Origin of the sequence: Ornithinibacter aureus (assembly GCF_009858245.1) — a bacterium.
Taxonomy (GTDB): domain Bacteria; phylum Actinomycetota; class Actinomycetes; order Actinomycetales; family Dermatophilaceae; genus Fodinibacter; species Fodinibacter aureus.
Window position 1 is genome coordinate 3643298 of record NZ_VMSB01000001.1, and the last position, 16310, is coordinate 3659607.

Annotated in this window: 15 protein-coding genes and 2 tRNA genes; 10 read left to right on the plus strand and 7 right to left on the minus strand. The window is 70.9% G+C overall.

The window, feature by feature from the left end:
* Positions 1 to 85 precede the first annotated feature (85 nt).
* Positions 86 to 595, plus strand: coding sequence for an acyl-CoA thioesterase (locus tag C8E84_RS17375; protein ID WP_159904177.1), 510 nt, complete (start codon positions 86 to 88; stop codon positions 593 to 595).
* Entirely contained in the window at positions 592 to 1269 is a 678-nt protein-coding gene (locus C8E84_RS17380; protein ID WP_159904179.1) for a DUF8185 domain-containing protein, read from the plus strand. Before C8E84_RS17375 ends, C8E84_RS17380 begins: the two co-directional genes overlap by 4 nt.
* A gap of 9 nt (positions 1270 to 1278) precedes the next feature.
* Here the strand turns inward: C8E84_RS17380 and C8E84_RS17385 are convergent, their stop codons facing one another.
* The 5 genes from C8E84_RS17385 to pepN all read right to left on the minus strand — a co-directional run bounded on the left by C8E84_RS17385 (position 1279) and on the right by pepN (position 7869).
* A complete protein-coding gene (locus C8E84_RS17385; protein ID WP_159904181.1) occupies positions 1279 to 2091 on the minus strand; it encodes a glycerophosphodiester phosphodiesterase family protein in 813 nt (270 codons plus the stop codon).
* Between the two features lies 1 nt (position 2092).
* Positions 2093 to 3907, minus strand: a complete 1815-nt coding sequence (locus C8E84_RS17390) for a glycoside hydrolase family 13 protein (RefSeq protein WP_159904183.1) — start codon at positions 3905 to 3907, stop codon at positions 2093 to 2095.
* A gap of 79 nt (positions 3908 to 3986) precedes the next feature.
* Positions 3987 to 4394, minus strand: a complete 408-nt coding sequence (locus tag C8E84_RS17395; RefSeq protein ID WP_159904185.1) for a globin — start codon at positions 4392 to 4394, stop codon at positions 3987 to 3989.
* Positions 4391 to 5311 (minus strand): mechanosensitive ion channel family protein, encoded by a 921-nt coding sequence (locus C8E84_RS17400; RefSeq protein ID WP_159904187.1) that lies wholly within the window; start codon positions 5309 to 5311, stop codon positions 4391 to 4393. Before C8E84_RS17400 ends, C8E84_RS17395 begins: the two co-directional genes overlap by 4 nt.
* Positions 5312 to 5316: 5 nt before the next feature.
* Positions 5317 to 7869, minus strand: coding sequence for an aminopeptidase N (gene pepN, locus C8E84_RS17405; RefSeq protein ID WP_159904189.1), 2553 nt, complete (start codon positions 7867 to 7869; stop codon positions 5317 to 5319).
* A gap of 216 nt (positions 7870 to 8085) precedes the next feature.
* Here pepN and C8E84_RS17410 point away from each other — a divergent pair, with 216 nt between their 5' ends.
* The 4 genes from C8E84_RS17410 (at position 8086) to trmB (ending at position 11252) form a co-directional block, all read left to right on the plus strand.
* Positions 8086 to 8736, plus strand: coding sequence for a mycothiol-dependent nitroreductase Rv2466c family protein (locus C8E84_RS17410; RefSeq protein ID WP_281348958.1), 651 nt, complete (start codon positions 8086 to 8088; stop codon positions 8734 to 8736).
* 1 nt (position 8737) lies between these two features.
* Positions 8738 to 9211, plus strand: coding sequence for a ribose-5-phosphate isomerase (locus C8E84_RS17415; RefSeq protein ID WP_159904193.1), 474 nt, complete (start codon positions 8738 to 8740; stop codon positions 9209 to 9211).
* A gap of 140 nt (positions 9212 to 9351) precedes the next feature.
* Complete coding sequence (locus C8E84_RS17420; RefSeq protein ID WP_159904195.1) at positions 9352 to 10458, plus strand: PP2C family protein-serine/threonine phosphatase; 1107 nt, start codon at positions 9352 to 9354, stop codon at positions 10456 to 10458.
* Between the two features lie 23 nt (positions 10459 to 10481).
* Entirely contained in the window at positions 10482 to 11252 is a 771-nt protein-coding gene (gene trmB / locus C8E84_RS17425; protein WP_246197016.1) for a tRNA (guanine(46)-N(7))-methyltransferase TrmB, read from the plus strand.
* A 214-nt stretch (positions 11253 to 11466) separates the two neighbouring features.
* On the opposite strand, the gene C8E84_RS17430 is transcribed toward trmB, so the two are convergent.
* Positions 11467 to 11540, minus strand: a tRNA-Pro gene (locus C8E84_RS17430).
* Between the two features lie 126 nt (positions 11541 to 11666).
* Here C8E84_RS17430 and C8E84_RS17435 point away from each other — a divergent pair.
* The 3 genes from C8E84_RS17435 to C8E84_RS17445 all read left to right on the plus strand — a co-directional run bounded on the left by C8E84_RS17435 (position 11667) and on the right by C8E84_RS17445 (position 13804).
* Positions 11667 to 11740 (plus strand) — tRNA-Gly (locus C8E84_RS17435).
* Between the two features lie 32 nt (positions 11741 to 11772).
* Entirely contained in the window at positions 11773 to 13143 is a 1371-nt protein-coding gene (locus tag C8E84_RS17440) for a TrkH family potassium uptake protein (protein ID WP_211675652.1), read from the plus strand.
* Positions 13136 to 13804 (plus strand): potassium channel family protein, encoded by a 669-nt coding sequence (locus C8E84_RS17445; RefSeq protein ID WP_159904197.1) that lies wholly within the window; start codon positions 13136 to 13138, stop codon positions 13802 to 13804. Before C8E84_RS17440 ends, C8E84_RS17445 begins: the two co-directional genes overlap by 8 nt.
* A gap of 69 nt (positions 13805 to 13873) precedes the next feature.
* Here the strand turns inward: C8E84_RS17445 and C8E84_RS18280 are convergent, their stop codons facing one another.
* A complete protein-coding gene (locus C8E84_RS18280) occupies positions 13874 to 14479 on the minus strand; it encodes a zinc metalloprotease (RefSeq protein WP_246197017.1) in 606 nt (201 codons plus the stop codon).
* 360 nt (positions 14480 to 14839) lie between these two features.
* Between C8E84_RS18280 and tig the strand changes: the two genes are divergently transcribed.
* Positions 14840 to 16231, plus strand: a complete 1392-nt coding sequence (tig, locus tag C8E84_RS17455; protein ID WP_159904201.1) for a trigger factor — start codon at positions 14840 to 14842, stop codon at positions 16229 to 16231.
* The last annotated feature ends 79 nt before the right edge of the window (positions 16232 to 16310 follow it).

A 16310-nucleotide genomic window follows, 5' to 3' on the forward strand; every position in this document is an offset into this window, starting at 1 on the left:
CCGCGCCGTCCAGGTTCGCAGCGGCGTCCTCACGGCCCAGCCGGCCACCGGGCCGTGAACCTGCGCGGGCTGAGAGGATGAGGGCATGCCAGATCCCGCGCACCCCTCCTCGGCGCAGCCCTCCGCAGAGCCGCCCGCCCCGGCGCACCCCGCCTCGCACTACCGGGTCGACGTCCCCCTGCGCTGGTCGGACATGGACGCCTACGGCCACGTCAACAACGTGCAGTTCCTGCGCCTGCTCGAGGATGCCCGCGTCGTCGCCATCCGCGAGTGGTTCCTCGGACGCCCCTCGATGCTCGACGAGGGCATCGTCGTGTCGCGCCACGCCATCGAGTACCGCGCCCCGCTGACCTTCCGCCCCGCGCCGGTCGAGGTCGAGATGTGGGTCAGCCACGTGCACGGCGCCGGCTTCGACCTCGGCTACGTCGTGCGTGACCCGGCAGACGTCGGCGACGCCGTGTACGCCGTCGCCGAGACCGGCCTCGTGCTCTATGACTTCTCGACCGCCCGCCCCCGGCGCCTCTCGCCGGACGTGCGCACCGAACTGGCCCGCCACTCCGGCGAGCCCGTGAGCTTCCGGTGGGCCGGCCGATGACCGAGACGCTGGACTTCGTCGACGAGCAGTCCCTCGAGGACCTGGGCCGCTATGCGACCCGCGCCCGGGCCGTTGATGCCGAGGGAGGCATGCGCCTTCAGGCCGCCGGGGAAGTCCTTGCCGCATGGGTCGGGGTGCTTCCCGGCTCCGGCATCCTCGCCGAGGGCACCGTCCTGGGGCTGCGCACCTTCGCCCTTGCGTCGCCCGCCGACCTCGACGTCATCGTCCCCCTCGGGGCGATCACCGACCGCACCCACCGCGCAGGTGGCCGCGGCCTCCCGGTCCCCCCGACCCGCGCCCTCGCGCCGTGGTCGGCACTCACCCCGCCGCGCGGCCCCTGGGAGCCGGCCGGCGCCCTGCCCGGTGACCTCCTTGCCGCAGTGGCCCGCGACGGGCTCGTCGAGGTGTCGGATGCCGTGCGCGAGCGTGGCGCCGCCGGCGGTTTCGTGCGCGATCGGGTCTGGGCGCGTGACGTCCGGGAGGCCTCCGGGCCGCACCCCGATCTGCTCACCGTCGACGCGGGGATGCCGGACCCGAGCACCGTGGTGCGCGCCGGGGGCGCTTTCGCCGCCTATGCCCTCGGCTTTCTGGCCCCCGGTGAGCCGGTGACCGTCTTCCGGTCGAACCGGTGGACCCGGCTGACCGCGCCCGGCGGCCACGTGCTCCTGCGCTGAGACGCAACATCAGGTGGGTGCGGTGAGCGGGTGGCCGCGCTCGGCCAGGACATCACGCAGCACGTCGATGTGGTCGGTCACGATGCCGTCGACCCCGAGGTCGAGCAGCCGGTGCATCTCGGTCGCGTCCTCGCGCGACCACGAGTGGAACCACACGTGCACGTGCTTGCCCAAGGCGTGCGCCCGCCGCACCAGCCCCGGGGTGACCAGGGTGATCGTGCGCCCGGCGACCCGGTGCTGGCCGGGGATCTGCAGCACCGGGGCGGGTGTGTGCAGCAGCCGCGACACGACCGCAGGCGTGAGCCGCATCAGGGCCGTGCCCACCTGCCCGGCAGCAGTCGCGACCCCCGGCCCGAGCGCCGACCGGGCGGCCCGCAGCCGCCGGGGCGAGAACGACCCGATGCACACTCGGTCCAGCGCATCGTGGGCCAGCACCTCGCGCACCGTGGGCTCGAGCGCCCCGTCGGCCTTGATGTCGATGTTCACCCGGACACCGGGAAAGGCCTCGAACAGCTCACCGAGCAGCGGGATCGGTTCGGTGCCGCCGATCCGCACCTCGCGCAGCGCGTCGTACTCAAGGTCCTCGACGGCACCCGATACGTCGGACACCCGGTCCAGCACGGTGTCGTGGAAGGCCACGAGCTGCCCGTCCTTCGTCGCGTGCACGTCGGTCTCGAGGTACCGGTAGCCCATCTCGACGGCCCGCCGGAAGGCCGCCATCGTGTTCTCGACGCCGCGGTTGGGCCCATAGGCAGCACCGCCCCGGTGTGCGAGCGCGACCGGGGTGGGGGCGTCCAGATAGGCGAAGTCGCTGGCCCGCACCTCAGGCCACCGGCAACCGGAGCCACGCGGTGGTGTCCGTCGGCAGGCTCCCGTCCTCGGCGAGCGGGCCCGAGGAGATGAGCACGTCGCCCTCGGGCAGGGTGACGGGGGAGCCGCCGATGTTGGTCACGACGAGCAGGGTGCGTTCGCCGTCACCCGAGGTGTTGCGGAACGCGATGACGCTCGGCGAGTTCAGGGCGTCCCACGTCAGGCTGCCGTGCCCGAAGCGGTGCTTGCGGCGATACGCGAGCAGGTCGCGATACAGCTCGAGCGTCGAGCCCTCGACACCTTGCTGCTGGTCCACGGCCAGGTCGCCGTACACCGCTGGCTGCGGCAGCCACGGCGTCGAGCCCGGGCCGAACCCGAAGCTCGGCTCGTCCTTGGCCCAGGCCATCGGCACCCGGCAGCCATCGCGCCCGGTCACCTTGCCCTCGGTGCGGTGGAAGGTCGGGTCCTGGCGGACGTCGGCCGGCATGGTCGTGTGCTCAGGCAGGCCGAGCTCCTCACCCTGGTAGACGTAGGCGCCACCGGGCAGGGCCAGCATCAACGCGGTCGCCGCGCGCGCCCGACGAAGGCCGAGCACGGCATCCGGTTGCGGGTCGTCCGCCGTGATGCCGTTGGGGCGCGGCAGGTTCTGGTCGAGCCCGAGCCGCGAGGCGTGGCGCACCACGTCGTGGTTGGAGAGCACCCACGTGGTCGGGGCGCCGACGTTGTCGTTGCTGCGCAGCGAGTCCTCGATGACCGCGCTGATCGCCTCGGCGTCCCAGCGTGCGTCGAGGAAGTCGAAGTTGAAGGCCTGGTGCATCTCGTCGGGGCGCACGTAGCGGGCCAGGCGCGACTCCGGGGTCACCCAGGCCTCCGCGCACAGGATCCGGTCGGGGGCGCCGTAGGAGTCCAGCACCTCGCGCCACGCGCGGTAGATCTCGTGCACGCCGTCCTGGTCCCACATCGGCGCGGCACCGGTGGCGGTGTGGTCGAGCACCTCGCCACCGCTGGACTGCACCTGCGCAGGGCTGGCGCCGTCACCGGCGTCGCCACTGGCGTCGTCGCCCACCTCGTCGTACAGCCCCACCGGCCCGTCCCAGTCCGGCAGGCCGTCGCGCTTGACGAGACCGTGTGCGACGTCGACCCGGAAGCCGTCGACGCCCCGGTCGCACCAGAAGCGCAGGATGTCGAGGAACTCCTGGCGGACCTCGGGGTGGTGCCAGTTCAGGTCGGGCTGGGTGGTGTCGAAGATGTGCAGGTACCACTGGCCGGGTGAGCCGTCGGCCTCGGTGACGCGGGTCCACCCCTGCCCGCCGAACACCGACGGCCAGTTGTTCGGTGGTAGCTCACCGTTGGCGCCGCGCCCCTCGCGGAAGATGTAGCGGTCGCGCTCGGGGCTGCCCGGCCCGGCCGCCAGCGCGGCCCGGAACCACGCGTGCTCACTGCTCGTGTGGTTGGGCACGAGGTCGACGAGCACCTTGAGTCCGAGGTCGTGGGCCTGCGCGATCATCGCGTCGGCGTCGGCGAGGGTGCCGAAGCGGGGGTCGATGTCGCGGTAGTTCGCCACGTCGTAGCCGGCGTCGTGCATCGGTGAGACGTAGAACGGGCTCAGCCACACGGCATCCACACCGAGGTCACGCAGGTACGACAGGCGCGCGGTGATGCCGGGCAGGTCACCGATGCCGTCGCCGTCGGCGTCCGCCCACGAGCGCGGGTAGATCTGGTAGATCACCGCATCGCGCCACCAGGGGGCGTCGGGGGAGTCAGCCGGGTGGACGACGTCGCCGGCGGTGGTCAGGGGCTTCGGGGTGCTCGCAGTCACCGACCCCATGTTTCCCTACCTCGCGCCGATGGCGAAGACCAACGCGCGATCCGGTGCGCGAGTGCGGGCGCGGACCGTCGTCGAGACGTCACGAGGGGAGGCCGTGGCCGGCGGTCGGGGGGATGCCGTCGTCGGAGTTCACGAGCATGTGCGCCGCTCGCAGGAAGTAGTCACGCATCTGCTCGGCCTGGGGTTCGGGCAGGTCGAGGGTGTCCATCGCGGCGAGCATGTGCCGCATCCAGCGGTCACGCATGTCGAGGGTGACGGGGTAGGGCGCGTGGCGCATCCGCAGACGGGGGTGGCCGCGCTCCTGGCTGTAGGTGCTCGGGCCGCCGAAGTACTGGATGAGGAACATCCGCAGGCGACGCTCGGCGGGGCCGAGGTCGGCCTCGGGGTAGAGCGCGCGCAGCTCGGCGTCGGCGGCCACGCCCTCGTAGAAGGCCTGGACGAGTCGCTCGAAGGTCTCCTCGCCGCCGATCTCGTCGTACAGGCTCATGGCTTCCCTCCGGTCGGACCGATGAACGGGGTGGGCGGCGGCCCCATGACCCCGGCGGAGTCGAGGGCGTTCTTCAGCCGCTCCCGCAGTTCGCGCTGCACGGCGAACTGCTCGCCGGGAGTGCACGTGATCACGGTGCGCACGGTCATCGTCGTGCCGATGATCGACTCGACCCCGAGCACGGTCGGCGGTTCGATGAGCTGCTCCTGCCAGTCGGGGTCGGCCCCCAGTTCCGCTGCGGCTTCGCGGATGATGCCGACGACGCGGTCGACGTTCTCGGCGTAGGAGACCGGCATGTCCACCGTGGCGGTGGCGACCCCCTGCGAACGGTTGCCGATGCGGATGATCTCGCCGTTGCGCACGTACCACGTGACCCCGTTGGCGTCCCGGAGCCGGGTGATCCGCAGGGTGACCTCCTCCACGGTGCCGATGGCCTCGCCGGTGTCGATGACGTCGCCCACGCCGTACTGGTCCTCGATGATCATGAACACCCCGGACAGGAAGTCCTTGACCAGGCTCTGCGCCCCGAAACCGAGCGCGACACCCGCGACACCCGCCGAGGCGAGCAGCGGCCCGAGGGGGATGCCGATGAGGGCCATGATCGTGAGGATGGCCAGCGTCGCGACGGTCATGGTGACGACGCTGCGCAGCAGCGAGCCCACCGTCTCGACCCGTTGCCGCTGCCGCTCGTTGTCCAGACCGGTCGCGCTGGCGAGCACCCGTCCGGCCCGGCCGGACTCGGCCAGACGGCGGGCTGATCGCGAGGTCATCGTCGCGACCACCCGGTCGATGACCCGCCGCAGCGCCCACAGCGCCGTCATCGCGATGACGATGGTGAGCAGGATGCGGGCACCGTCGGTGAGCAGCCACTGCTGGGTCTGCTCCCACGTCGGGAGCGCGGGGGAGTCGGGGTTCATGTGTCTCAGGCTCCGGCGTCGCGGGCCTGGGCGGCCAGGGCCCGGGCGACGGGGTCACGGTTCTCGACGACGAGCCGGCGCAGCGCAGCCGGGGCATCGGGGTGGGTGTCGAGCCAGGCCTGGGTGGCGTCGTGCAGGGCGCGGTCGACGAGCGGGCGCGGGTAGAACCCGTAGACCACCGACTCCACCAGGGCGTGCGACCCGCGCTCCTCGACGGTGTCGAGCATGGCGTGGTAGCGCTCGACGTAGGGCCGGAGCAGGTCGGCGGGTGTGCCCGGTCGGCTGAACCCCTGACCGATGGCGTCGACGACGGCGTTCGGCAGGCCGGAGCCCTCGACGGCCGCGGCCCAGGCCGCTTCCTTCGCCTGTGCCGTGGGGCGGGCGGCCTTCGCGCGGGCGGCGCGCTCGCGACCGGTGGCGGTGTCCTCGCCGGCCAGCTCCGCGTCGATCATCGCGTCGTCGGCCTCGCCGGCTGCCGCGAGGGCGGTGAGCAGGGTCCAGCGCATCTCGAAGTCGACCGTGAGCCCGTCGAGGACCTCGGTCCCGTCGAGCAGGGCTCGCACCGCCGTGACGTCGTCACCGGCCGTCGTCAGCGCGCAGGCGGCGCTCACGAGCTGGAGCTGTGCGTCGGTGCCCGGCTCGCTGGCCCGGGCGATCTTCCACAGCCGGTCCCGCGTCGAGGCGCGGGTGGCTTCGCGCTGCTCGGGGTCGGTGTAGGAGAGCACCGACGTCTGCAGCTGGGCGATGAGGGTGCGCAGCAGGGTCGAGTCGCTCTCACCGGGCAGGGTCGCGAGCACGACGTCGACGAACGCCCGAGCACCCATCTCGGCGTCACGGGTCATGTCCCACAGGCACGCCAGGACCAGCGAGCGGGGAAGGGAGGAGGTGAAACCGCGGGGGTGGGTGAGGGCCGTGGCCAGCGAGCGCTCGTCGAGGCGGATCTTCGCGTAGGCCAGGTCGTCGTCGTTGACCAGGAGCAGGTCGGGCTGCTCGCGGCCGATGAGCTCGGTGACCTCGGTGACCGCACCGTCGACGTCGACGGCGATGACGTCGGTGCGGTGCAGCGCACCGTCGCGAACGGCATACAGCCCGACGTTGAGCGTGTGCGGGCGCACCGTCTCGAACCCGGGAGCGCAGGTCTGCTCGATCACCGCCGAGGCGATGAGCCCACGGTCGTCGACCTCGAGGACGGGGCGCAGGGTGCTGACCCCGGCGGTCTCGAGCCACAGCCGTGACCAGGCGCGCAGGTCACGGCCCGAGGTCGCCTCGAGCTCGACGAGCAGGTCGTCGAGGGTGGTGTTGCCCCACGCGTGCTTGGCGAAGTAGGCCCGCAGACCGTCGCGGAACGGCTCGCGGCCGACGTGGGCGACGAGCTGCTTGAGCACCGAGGCGCCCTTGGCGTAGGTGATGCCGTCGAAGTTGACCTCGACGTCGCGCAGGTCGCGGATCTCGGCGACGATCGGGTGGGTGGTCGAGAGCTGGTCCTGGCGGTAGGCCCAGTCCTTCTCGTGGGTGCCGAAGGTCGTCCAGGCGTCGGTCCAGTCGGTGGCCTCGGCCTGGCAGGTGGTCGAGGCCCACTCGGCGAACGACTCGTTGAGCCAGAGGTCGTTCCACCAGCGCATCGTCACGAGGTTGCCGAACCACATGTGGGCGAGTTCGTGCAGCAGGGTGAGGGCGCGCCGCTCCACGAGCGACTCGGTGACCCGGGAGCGGAAGACGTAGACCTCGTTGAAGGTCACCGCCCCGGCATTCTCCATCGCCCCCATGTTGTACTCGGGCGTGAAGATCTGGTCGTACTTCTCGAACGGGTAGGCGCAGTCGAACTCGGCCTCGAAGAACGCGAAGCCGCGCTTGGTGAGGTCGAAGAGGTTGTCGGCGTCGAGGTAGGGCGTCAGCGACTTGCGGCAGAAGATGCCGAGCGGCACCTCGCCCCGGCGGCTGGTCAGGGTGTCGCGCACGACGTCGTAGGGCCCGGCGACGAGCGCGGTGATGTAGCTCGAGATGCGTGGGGTGGGGGAGAACCGCCACGTGGCGACGCCCTCGCCGGTGGGTTCGGCGTCTGGGGTGGGGGAGTTGGAGATGACCTGCCAGTGCGCCGGCGCGGTCACCGTGAAGGTGAAGGCGGCCTTGAGGTCGGGCTGCTCGAACACCGGGTACATGCGCCGGCTGTCGGGAACCTCGAACTGGCTGTAGAGGTAGACCTCGTCGTCGACCGGGTCGACGAAGCGGTGCAGGCCCTCACCGGTGTTGGTGAAGCGGCCCGTGGCGGTGATGACGACGACGTTGTCGGCGGCGAGGCCGGGCAGGGTGATCCGGCTGTCGGCGTAGTGCGCGGCCGGGTCGAGGTCGGTGCCGTTCAGGGTGAGGCCGGTGACCGCGTCACCGACGAAATCGACGAAGGTCTCGCTGCCCGGTTCGGCGCAGCTGAAGCGGATCGTGCTTCGCGTGGCGAAGGTCTCGGGGCCGGTCGTGACGTCGAGCTCGACCTCGTGGGTGTCGACGGTGACGAGGGCCGCACGGGCTGCGGCCTCCTCACGGGTGAGGTTGGTGCCGGGCACGGTTCTCCTTGTGTGGGCGCGCAGGTGGGCGTGGTGGTGTCCACGCCTGACGAACGGTCGGATGCCGGCGGTCGTCTCGGGCGGCCGGTCCGGGTCGTGAGCCATCCTGTCACGGGGCGCTGACGTCGCGTGGTCGCTCTTGTGCCCGTCGGGCTCGGGCCGTGGGGACGGGTGGGTGTTCTCGTCGGTGTCGGGCCCGGATGGCAGGATGTGCGGGTGCCTGAGACCACCGAGAACACCGCCCTGACCACGTCCGCAGAGCTCGCGAGCGCCGAGTTCTGGTTCGACCCGCTCTGCCCGTGGGCCTGGATGTCCTCGCGCTGGCTCGGTGAGGTGCAGCAGGTGCGCCCCGTAGAGGTCACCTGGTCGGTGATGAGCCTGGCGGTGCTCAACGAGGGCCGTGACCTCCCGAAGCAGTATGCCGAGCTCATGGAGCAGGGCTGGGGCCCGGTTCGGGTCGTCATCGCGGCCCGCGAGGCGCACGGCGAGCAGGTCGTCAAGCCGCTCTACGACGCCCTTGGTGAGCACATCCACCACCGTGAGGAGGACTACTCCACGGCGATCGCGGGTGCGCTGGCTGATGTGGGTCTGCCCGCGGAGCTGGCCGAGGCGGCCACCTCCGACGCACTCGATGACGTCCTGCGCGCCAGCCACCAGCGGGCCATCGACCTCGTCGGTGACGAGGTCGGGACCCCGGTGATCGCCGTCGACGGCGTGGCGTTCTTCGGCCCGGTCGTCTCGCCCGCTCCTCGCGGCGAGGCCGCGGGTCGCCTCTGGGACGGGTGCGTCCTCGTCGCCGGCACTGACGGTTTCTTCGAGCTCAAGCGTTCGCGCACCCGCGAGCCCATCTTCCACACGGAGGCCTGACATGCGCGTTCACCTCGGCGGGGACCACGCCGCCCACGACCTGCTCCTCGACCTCGTCGCGTTCCTCCGGGAGCAGGGGCACGACGTCACCAACCACGGCCCCCACGAGTACGACGCCCTCGACGACTACCCCGTGTTCGTCCTGCGCGCCGCGGAGGCCGTGGCCGCGGACCCCGGCTCGTTCGGTGTCGTGCTCGGGGGCTCCGGCAACGGCGAGCAGATGGCAGCCAACAAGGTCACAGGCATCCGTGCGGCCCTGTGCTACAACGACGAACTGGCCTCGCTCGCCCGTGAGCACAACGACGCCCAGGTCATCTCCATCGGAGCCCGGATGAACACCGTCGAGCAGGCCCGTTCGATGGTGCAGACCTTCCTCGCGACCCCATTCAGTGGCGACCCGCGCCACGTGCGACGGATCACGATGGTCGCCGACTACGACGAGTCCGGGACGCTCCCTCCGCTGCCTCCTGCGTGATCGGCGGGTGCGTCGAAGCGGGTCTGGCGCACTGGGGTGGGCACCCGGCATCCTTCCTGAGAATGCCCCACCGCAGATGGTCGCAATTTCAACCATTGCCCGGTTAGGGTGTGCCCGCTGATCTGACCGGAAGGGGTGCGATGCCCAACGACGTGATCGTGCGTCCGCGTCCGCGTGCGCACCCCGCGATGCGATGGCTGGGCGGATCACGACGCGCCGGGTCGGTCTCCGAGCGTGCCCTTCTCGTGTCGTTCGTCGGAGGGTTGTTGGCCTTGGGTGCCGCCATCGCGCGGTGGCCGCACGCCGTGCCGATCTCGTTCCTCTTCCCCACGGTCGTCGTCGCCGGTGTGGTCCTGCGCCCCCGTCCCCTGGTGATGGTCTATGGCATCGCGCTCATCCTCGTGACCGGCTGGGTGCCCCACTCCGGCGTCGGGCTGACCCGCTCGATGTTCGTGGCGGTCTCGGTCGTCGCCGTGATGGCCGTCATGCTCATCGCGTCGGTGTCGCGCGCGCGGATCGGGACCCGAGGCTTTCGCGGCGACCGCATGTTCGCCGAGCTGCGCGACCGCATCGCCCTCGGCGGCCAGCTGCCAGACCTGCCCCCGGGCTGGCAGGTGTCGTCGTGCATCCGCTCGGCCCACGGCGAGCACTTCTCCGGCGACTTCCTCGTCGCCCACCGATCGCCCTCGGGTGATCGCCTGGAGATCGTGCTCGTCGACGTCAGCGGCAAGGGCACCCGCGCCGGCACCCGCTCGCTGCTGCTGTCCGGAGCCTTCGGCGGCCTGCTCGGGGCGGTGCCCTCGGACCAGTTCCTGGCCACCGCCAACGACTACCTCGCGCGACAGGGCTGGGTCGAGGGCTTCGCCACCGCCGTGCACCTCGAGGTCGACCTGCGCACGGGGGAGTACGCGATCGGCAACGCAGGGCATCCCTCGGCGGCGCTGTTCACCTTCGGCAAGGGCCGCTGGGAGGTCATCGCCGGTGGCCGGGGCCCGCTCCTCGGTGTGGTCCCCGGCGCGCACTTCCCGCGTCAGCGCGGTTGGCTCGGCCACGGTGACGCCCTCCTGCTGTACACCGACGGCATCGTCGAGGCCCGGGGACGCGACCTCGTCGACGGCGTCGACCGCATGCTCGGCATCGCCACGACCACGCTGCTCAACCAGGGCGACGTCGCGGGCGAAGTGTGCAGCGCCGCCCGTTCGGGGGAGGATGACGACCGGGCGGCACTGGCCGTCCGCCGTCTGTGACCCCGCCTGAGAGGACCCCCTGAGTGGGAGCCGTGCCCGCCCCCGAGCCGTTGGCCGCTGAGGCTGTCGAGGCTGTCGAGGTCGACTTGGCCGCTGAGGCCGACGCCGACCTGGCCGCTGAGGCCGACCCGCTACCCGCGCCACCGAACGGCATCCGCACGTTCACCCCGCGCTGGCGCAACAGCCCGCTGACCGACGAGCGGATGGCCCGGCTCATGCCCGCGCGGGCCCTGCCCGACGGTCCGCTCGTGCCCGAGGTGGCCTTCGGACGCACGAGCCCGGTCGTCGTCGAGATCGGCTCGGGGCACGGGGCCGCGGCCATCGCGTTCTGCACCGCCCACCCGGAGGCGGACCTGATCGCCGTCGAGGTGCACGTGCCCGGGGTGGCCCGGATGCTGGCGCTCGCCGAGGACGCCGGGGTCGAGAACCTCTGGGTGCACCCGGGGGATGCCCTGCCCTTCCTCACCGAGCGGGTCTCGCCGGGGTCGCTCGCGGCCGTTCACCTGTTCTTCCCCGACCCGTGGCCCAAGAACAAGCACGCCAAGCGTCGGTTCGTGCAGCAGCACACCCTGGCGCTCATCGCCTCCAGGCTCGAGGTCGGTGGGCAGCTGCTCATCGCGACCGACATCGACTCCTACGCGGCGCACTCGCGCGCCCAGCTGGCCGAGCACGGACGCTGGGACGTCGTCGAGGGGGTGCGCCCGCCGTGGCGGCCGGATGCCGGGTTCGAGGCCAAGGGGGTGCGGGCCGGGCGGGTCGTCAGCGAGCTCCGGGCAACGCTGCGGCCGCTCTGAGGGGCCTCACGCCCGCTGCGAACGCAGAAGTTCAGGTCTCGACCGGTAATTGCTGCGTGCGATCCGAACTTCTGCGTTGCAGGCCGTGCGTTGCTGGTCGGGGTAGCCGGACGCCGCGGGTCGCGTCACCTCCTCCGTCGATGTCGCGAGCCCGCTCCCGTCATCCCGCAACCTCGACGACAGAACCGGATGCGCGAGCGCAACCGGTTCATCGTCGGGGTAGCCGGATTCGAACCGGCGGCCTTCCGCTCCCAAAGCGGACGCGCTACCAAGCTGCGCCATACCCCGCAGCCCGCGGACGGCATCCGAGCAGGTCGGTCAGACGACAACCCTGACCTCAGCCTCGGATTTCAGATCCCGCGAGCGCGGCCACTAGGCTAGCCGCTGCACTCGGGGTCCTCGACCACGAGGTGTGCGGGCGTAGCTCAATGGTAGAGCCCCAGTCTTCCAAACTGGCTACGCGAGTTCGATTCTCGTCGCCCGCTCCACACCAGTTCCACCGGCGTGCCATCTTGTGCGGGTGTTTTCCTCGAGGTCGGGCCGCCCGACCCGTCGCCGCCCGGTGTTCCGGCACCCGGCGCAGGTGGTGGTCACCGCCTTCCTCGTCGCGGACGTCATCGGCACCCTGCTGCTCCTGCTGCCGGTCTCCCGGGCCGACGAGGGCGACGCGCCCTTCGTCACCGCACTGTTCACGGCAACGAGCGCGGTGTGCGTCACCGGCCTGACCACGGTCGACACGGCGACCTACTGGAGCACCACCGGGCAGGCGATCATCCTCGCGCTGATCCAGGTCGGTGGCTTCGGGATCATGACGCTGGCCTCCCTCATCGCCCTGTTCCTCTCGCGCCGGATGGGCCTGCGAACCCGGTTGACGGCCGCGGCCGAGACCAGGGCGATCGGCCCCGGTGACGTGCGCCGGGTGCTGCGCGGGGTCTTCCTCATCACCGTCGTCGTCGAGGCCACGATCGCGGTGATGCTGACGCTGCGCTTCCGCGCCGAGTACGACGACTCCTGGGCCACCGCCACCTGGCACGGGGTCTTCCACGCCGTCTCGGCATTCAACAACGCCGGGTTCGCGCTCTTCAGCGACAACCTCATGGGCTTCCTCACCGATGCGTTCGTGCTGCTGCCCATCACCGTCGCCATCATCATCGGTGGCCTCGGCTTCCCGGTGCTCGTCGAGCTGATGCGCAGCCGGCGCAGCCGCAACACCCGCACGTGGAGCCTGCACACCCGGCTCACGCTGCTCATGACCGGCGCCCTGCTCGTCGGCGGCACGCTCTTCATCACCGCGACCGAGTGGGGCAACCCCGGCACCCTCGGACCCCTCGGCCCGGGCGACAAGCTGCTCGACGGGTGGTTCCACGCAGTCCAGCCGCGCACGGCCGGCTTCAACGCGTGGGACTACGGCGAGGTCACCGACGAGACCCTGCTCGGCACCATCCTGCTGATGTTCGTCGGCGGCGGCTCGGCCGGCACCGCCGGCGGTCTCAAGGTCACGACCTTCATCGTCCTGTTCTTCGTCATCGTCGCCGAGGTGCGCGGCGACCGTGACGTCATCGCCTTCGACCGGCGCATCGACCACCGGGTCATCCGTCAGGCGACCACCGTGGCGTTGCTCGGGGTGGCCGCCGTCGTCGGCGGCACGATGCTGCTCACCGAGCTGACCGACCTGCCGTTGCAGGACGTCATGTTCGAGACCACCTCGGCCTTCGCGACGGTGGGGCTCTCGACCGGCATCACCCCGCAGATCGGCGAGCCGGGCCAGCTCGTGCTCGTCTTCCTCATGTTCCTGGGCCGGCTCGGCCCGATCACCCTGGTGTCGGCTCTCGACCTGTGCGAGAACACCCGCCGCTACACCCTGCCCGAAGGAGCGCCCCTCATTGGCTAGGAAGATCGCCCAGTCCGGCGGAGTCGTCGTCATCGGTCTCGGCCGGTTCGGCAAGTCACTCGCCGACGAGCTCGAGCGCGACGACATCCAGGTGCTCGCCATCGACAACGACCCCAAACGGGTGCAGGACCTTGCCGGCCGCTGGACCCACGTCGTGCAGGCCGACTCCACCGACATCCAGGCCATGCAGCAGCTCGGTGTGGGGGAGTTCTCCAAGGCTGTCATCGGCATCGGCCACAACCTGGAGGCGAGCGTGCTGACGGCGTTCGTGCTGCGCAAGCTGGGGGTCAGCGACATCTGGGCCAAGGCCATCACGACCTCACAGGGCGAGATCCTGTCGCAGGTCGGGGTCGCGCACGTCGTGCGGCCCGAGCACGCGATGGGCAAGCGCGTCGCGCACCTCGTGCGCGGTCGCATGCTCGACTACATCGAGTTCGACGACGGCTACGCGATCGTCAAGACCACCCCGCCCCACGGCATCCTCGGAAAGACGTTGGCGGATGCCGGGGTGCGCTCGCGCTACGGCGTCACCATCGTGGGCATCAAGTCACCGGGCCAGGACTTCTCGTATGCCACGCCGACCTCGGTGGTGAACCAGGGGGACCTGATCATCGTCTCGGGGGACCGGCGCAAGGTCGAGCTCTTCTCCGACCAGGAGTGAGAACACAGGTGCCGAGGGGCTGCCGCAGCAGCCACCTCGGCACCCGAGTCGTGGGGGGTGAGGCCGTGGTCAGGCCTTGGCGCCCACGCGGAACTGCTGCCAGGCGTCGCTCATCCGCTCGACCTGGCCCGGGGTGAACTCGTTCATGCACTCGTCCTGCGTGTAGTCCATGAAGTTGCGGATCGGGTCGAGGCCCGGGGCCTTGCAGGTGTCCACGCCCTCGGGGCAGTCGAACTGAGGCCCGGCTTCCTTCGGGGTGTCGGCCACGTAGTCGCCGGAGGCGCCACAGCCGTGCGCGAAGGTGTGCTCGAGCATCATCCAGTGGCCGACCTCGTGGGTGAGGGTGTCGCCGAAGGCGTACTTGCCGGCGTCCCCACCGGGCATCGACTCGTCGAGGATGACGACGCCGTCGATGTAGTCGCGGCCGTTGTTGTAGCCCTTGGGGAAGTACGCCCACCCGAGCAGACCGCCGCCGATGTCAGCCGCGTAGATGTTGAGCGTCGTGGCGTCGCCCTCGTGCAGGGCCGCCTTCATCGCGCGCTCGGTCTTGCCGGGAGCGACGTTGGCCCAGGCCTCGTTGACGACGTAGTTGGTCTTCGTGAGGTCGAAGCGGAACGGGCTGTCGGATGCCGTGTCCGAGGTCTCGCCGGCGAAGGACGCGTTGAGCACGTCCATCTGGGCGTCGACGCGGTGGCGCCGAGGGCGGTGCTCGCGAGCACACCGGCGAGGATGGCACCCGTGCCGGCAAGGCGGCGGGTGCTGGTCGAAGTGAGGGTCATCAGGGTCCTTCTCGGTCGGGCTGCCCGGGTTCCGGGCGGCACTGTTCGGGAGGCTACCCACCGCGGCGGCGTCGCCGGGGCCATCTCGACAGCGGATTGGGTGGCCCTGTTCGTGCCCGCTACAGTTGCTCCCTGGTGCCCTACCCGAATGCCGCGCGCTCGCGCGCCGCTGGGAGGTGCCGGTCCGCTCGTGGCCGGCCGTACGGCATCCAAGCGGTTTGTCCCCCGATTCCCCCATGGCTCTGGAGTTCCTGAAGTGAAGAGTGCCGTCGAGACCATCAGCCCGACCCGGGTCAAGCTCAGCGTGGAGGTCCCGTTCGCGGAGCTCAAGCCGATGCTCGACGACGCCTACCGCACCATCGGTGCGCAGGTGCAGATCCCCGGCTTCCGCAAGGGCAAGGTCCCGAGCCGCATCATCGACCAGCGGGTCGGGCGCGGCGCCGTGGTCCAGGAGGCCGTCAACGAGGCCCTGCCGCGCTTCTTCGCCGAGGCCGCCGAGGAGCAGAACGTCCGCGCCATCGGCCAGCCCGAGGTCGATGTCACCGCCGTGCCGCTGGAGGACGGCCAGGACTTCACCTTCACCGTCGAGACCGACGTGCGCCCCGAGATCGAGCTCCCCGATCTCGAGGGGATCGCGGTCGAGGTCGACGCCGTCGAGGCGACCGAGGACGACATCACCGAGCGCCTCACCGCCCTGCAGGAGCGCTTCGGCGCCCTCGTCGGGGTCGAGCGGGCCGTCGAGGAGGGCGACTTCGTCTCCATCGACCTGTCGGCGACGATCGGCGGCGAGGAGATCGACGCCGTCACCGGTGTCTCCTACGAGGTCGGCAGCGGCAACATGCTGCCCGGCATGGACGAGGCCCTCATCGGCATGAGCGCCGGCGAGTCCAAGGACTTCACCGCGCCGCTGGCCGGTGGCGACCGCGAGGGTGAGGACGCCGAGTGCACCGTCACCGTGCAGGCCGTCAAGGTCCGTGAGCTGCCCGCGCTCGACGACGAGTTCGCCCAGCTCGCGTCCGAGTTCGACACCCTCGAGGAGCTGCGCGCCGACGTCACGCGCCAGGCCGAGCAGAGCAAGAAGTACGAGCAGGGCATCCAGGCCCGCGACAAGGTGCTCGAGCACCTGCTCGAGACCGTGGACGTCCCGGTGCCCGACGGCATCGTCGAGGCCGAGGTGCACCAGCACCTCGAGGGCGAGAACCGCCTCGACGACGACGAGCACCGCGCCGAGGTCCAGGAGAGCACCCGCCGGGCGTTCAAGGCCCAGTTCCTGCTCGACGCCATTGCCGAGAAGCTCGAGGTCCGCGTCGAGCAGCCCGAGCTCATCGAGTACCTCGTCATGAGCGCCCAGCAGTACGGCATGGACCCGAACACCTTCGCGCAGACGATCGACCAGCAGGGTCAGATCCCCTCGATCGTGCAGGAGGTCGCCCGCCGCAAGGGTCTGGCCGCCGTGCTCGACCGGGCTGTCGTCACCGACACCGCCGGGACGGTCATCGACCTCGACGAGCTCGTGCCGCAGAACGAGGAGCCCAGCCTCGCTGACCTCGTCGCGCAGGCGAGCGAGGCCGAGGCTGCCGACACGGAGTCCGCTGAGGACGAGGCTGCCGACACCGAGGCCGAGGCCGAGACCGCAGACAAGGCCTGATCACACAGACCTCGCAGCACCGACGCCAGCCGGTGTGTGTGAAGAACTCCGGGACATGGACGTTCTTCACACACACCGG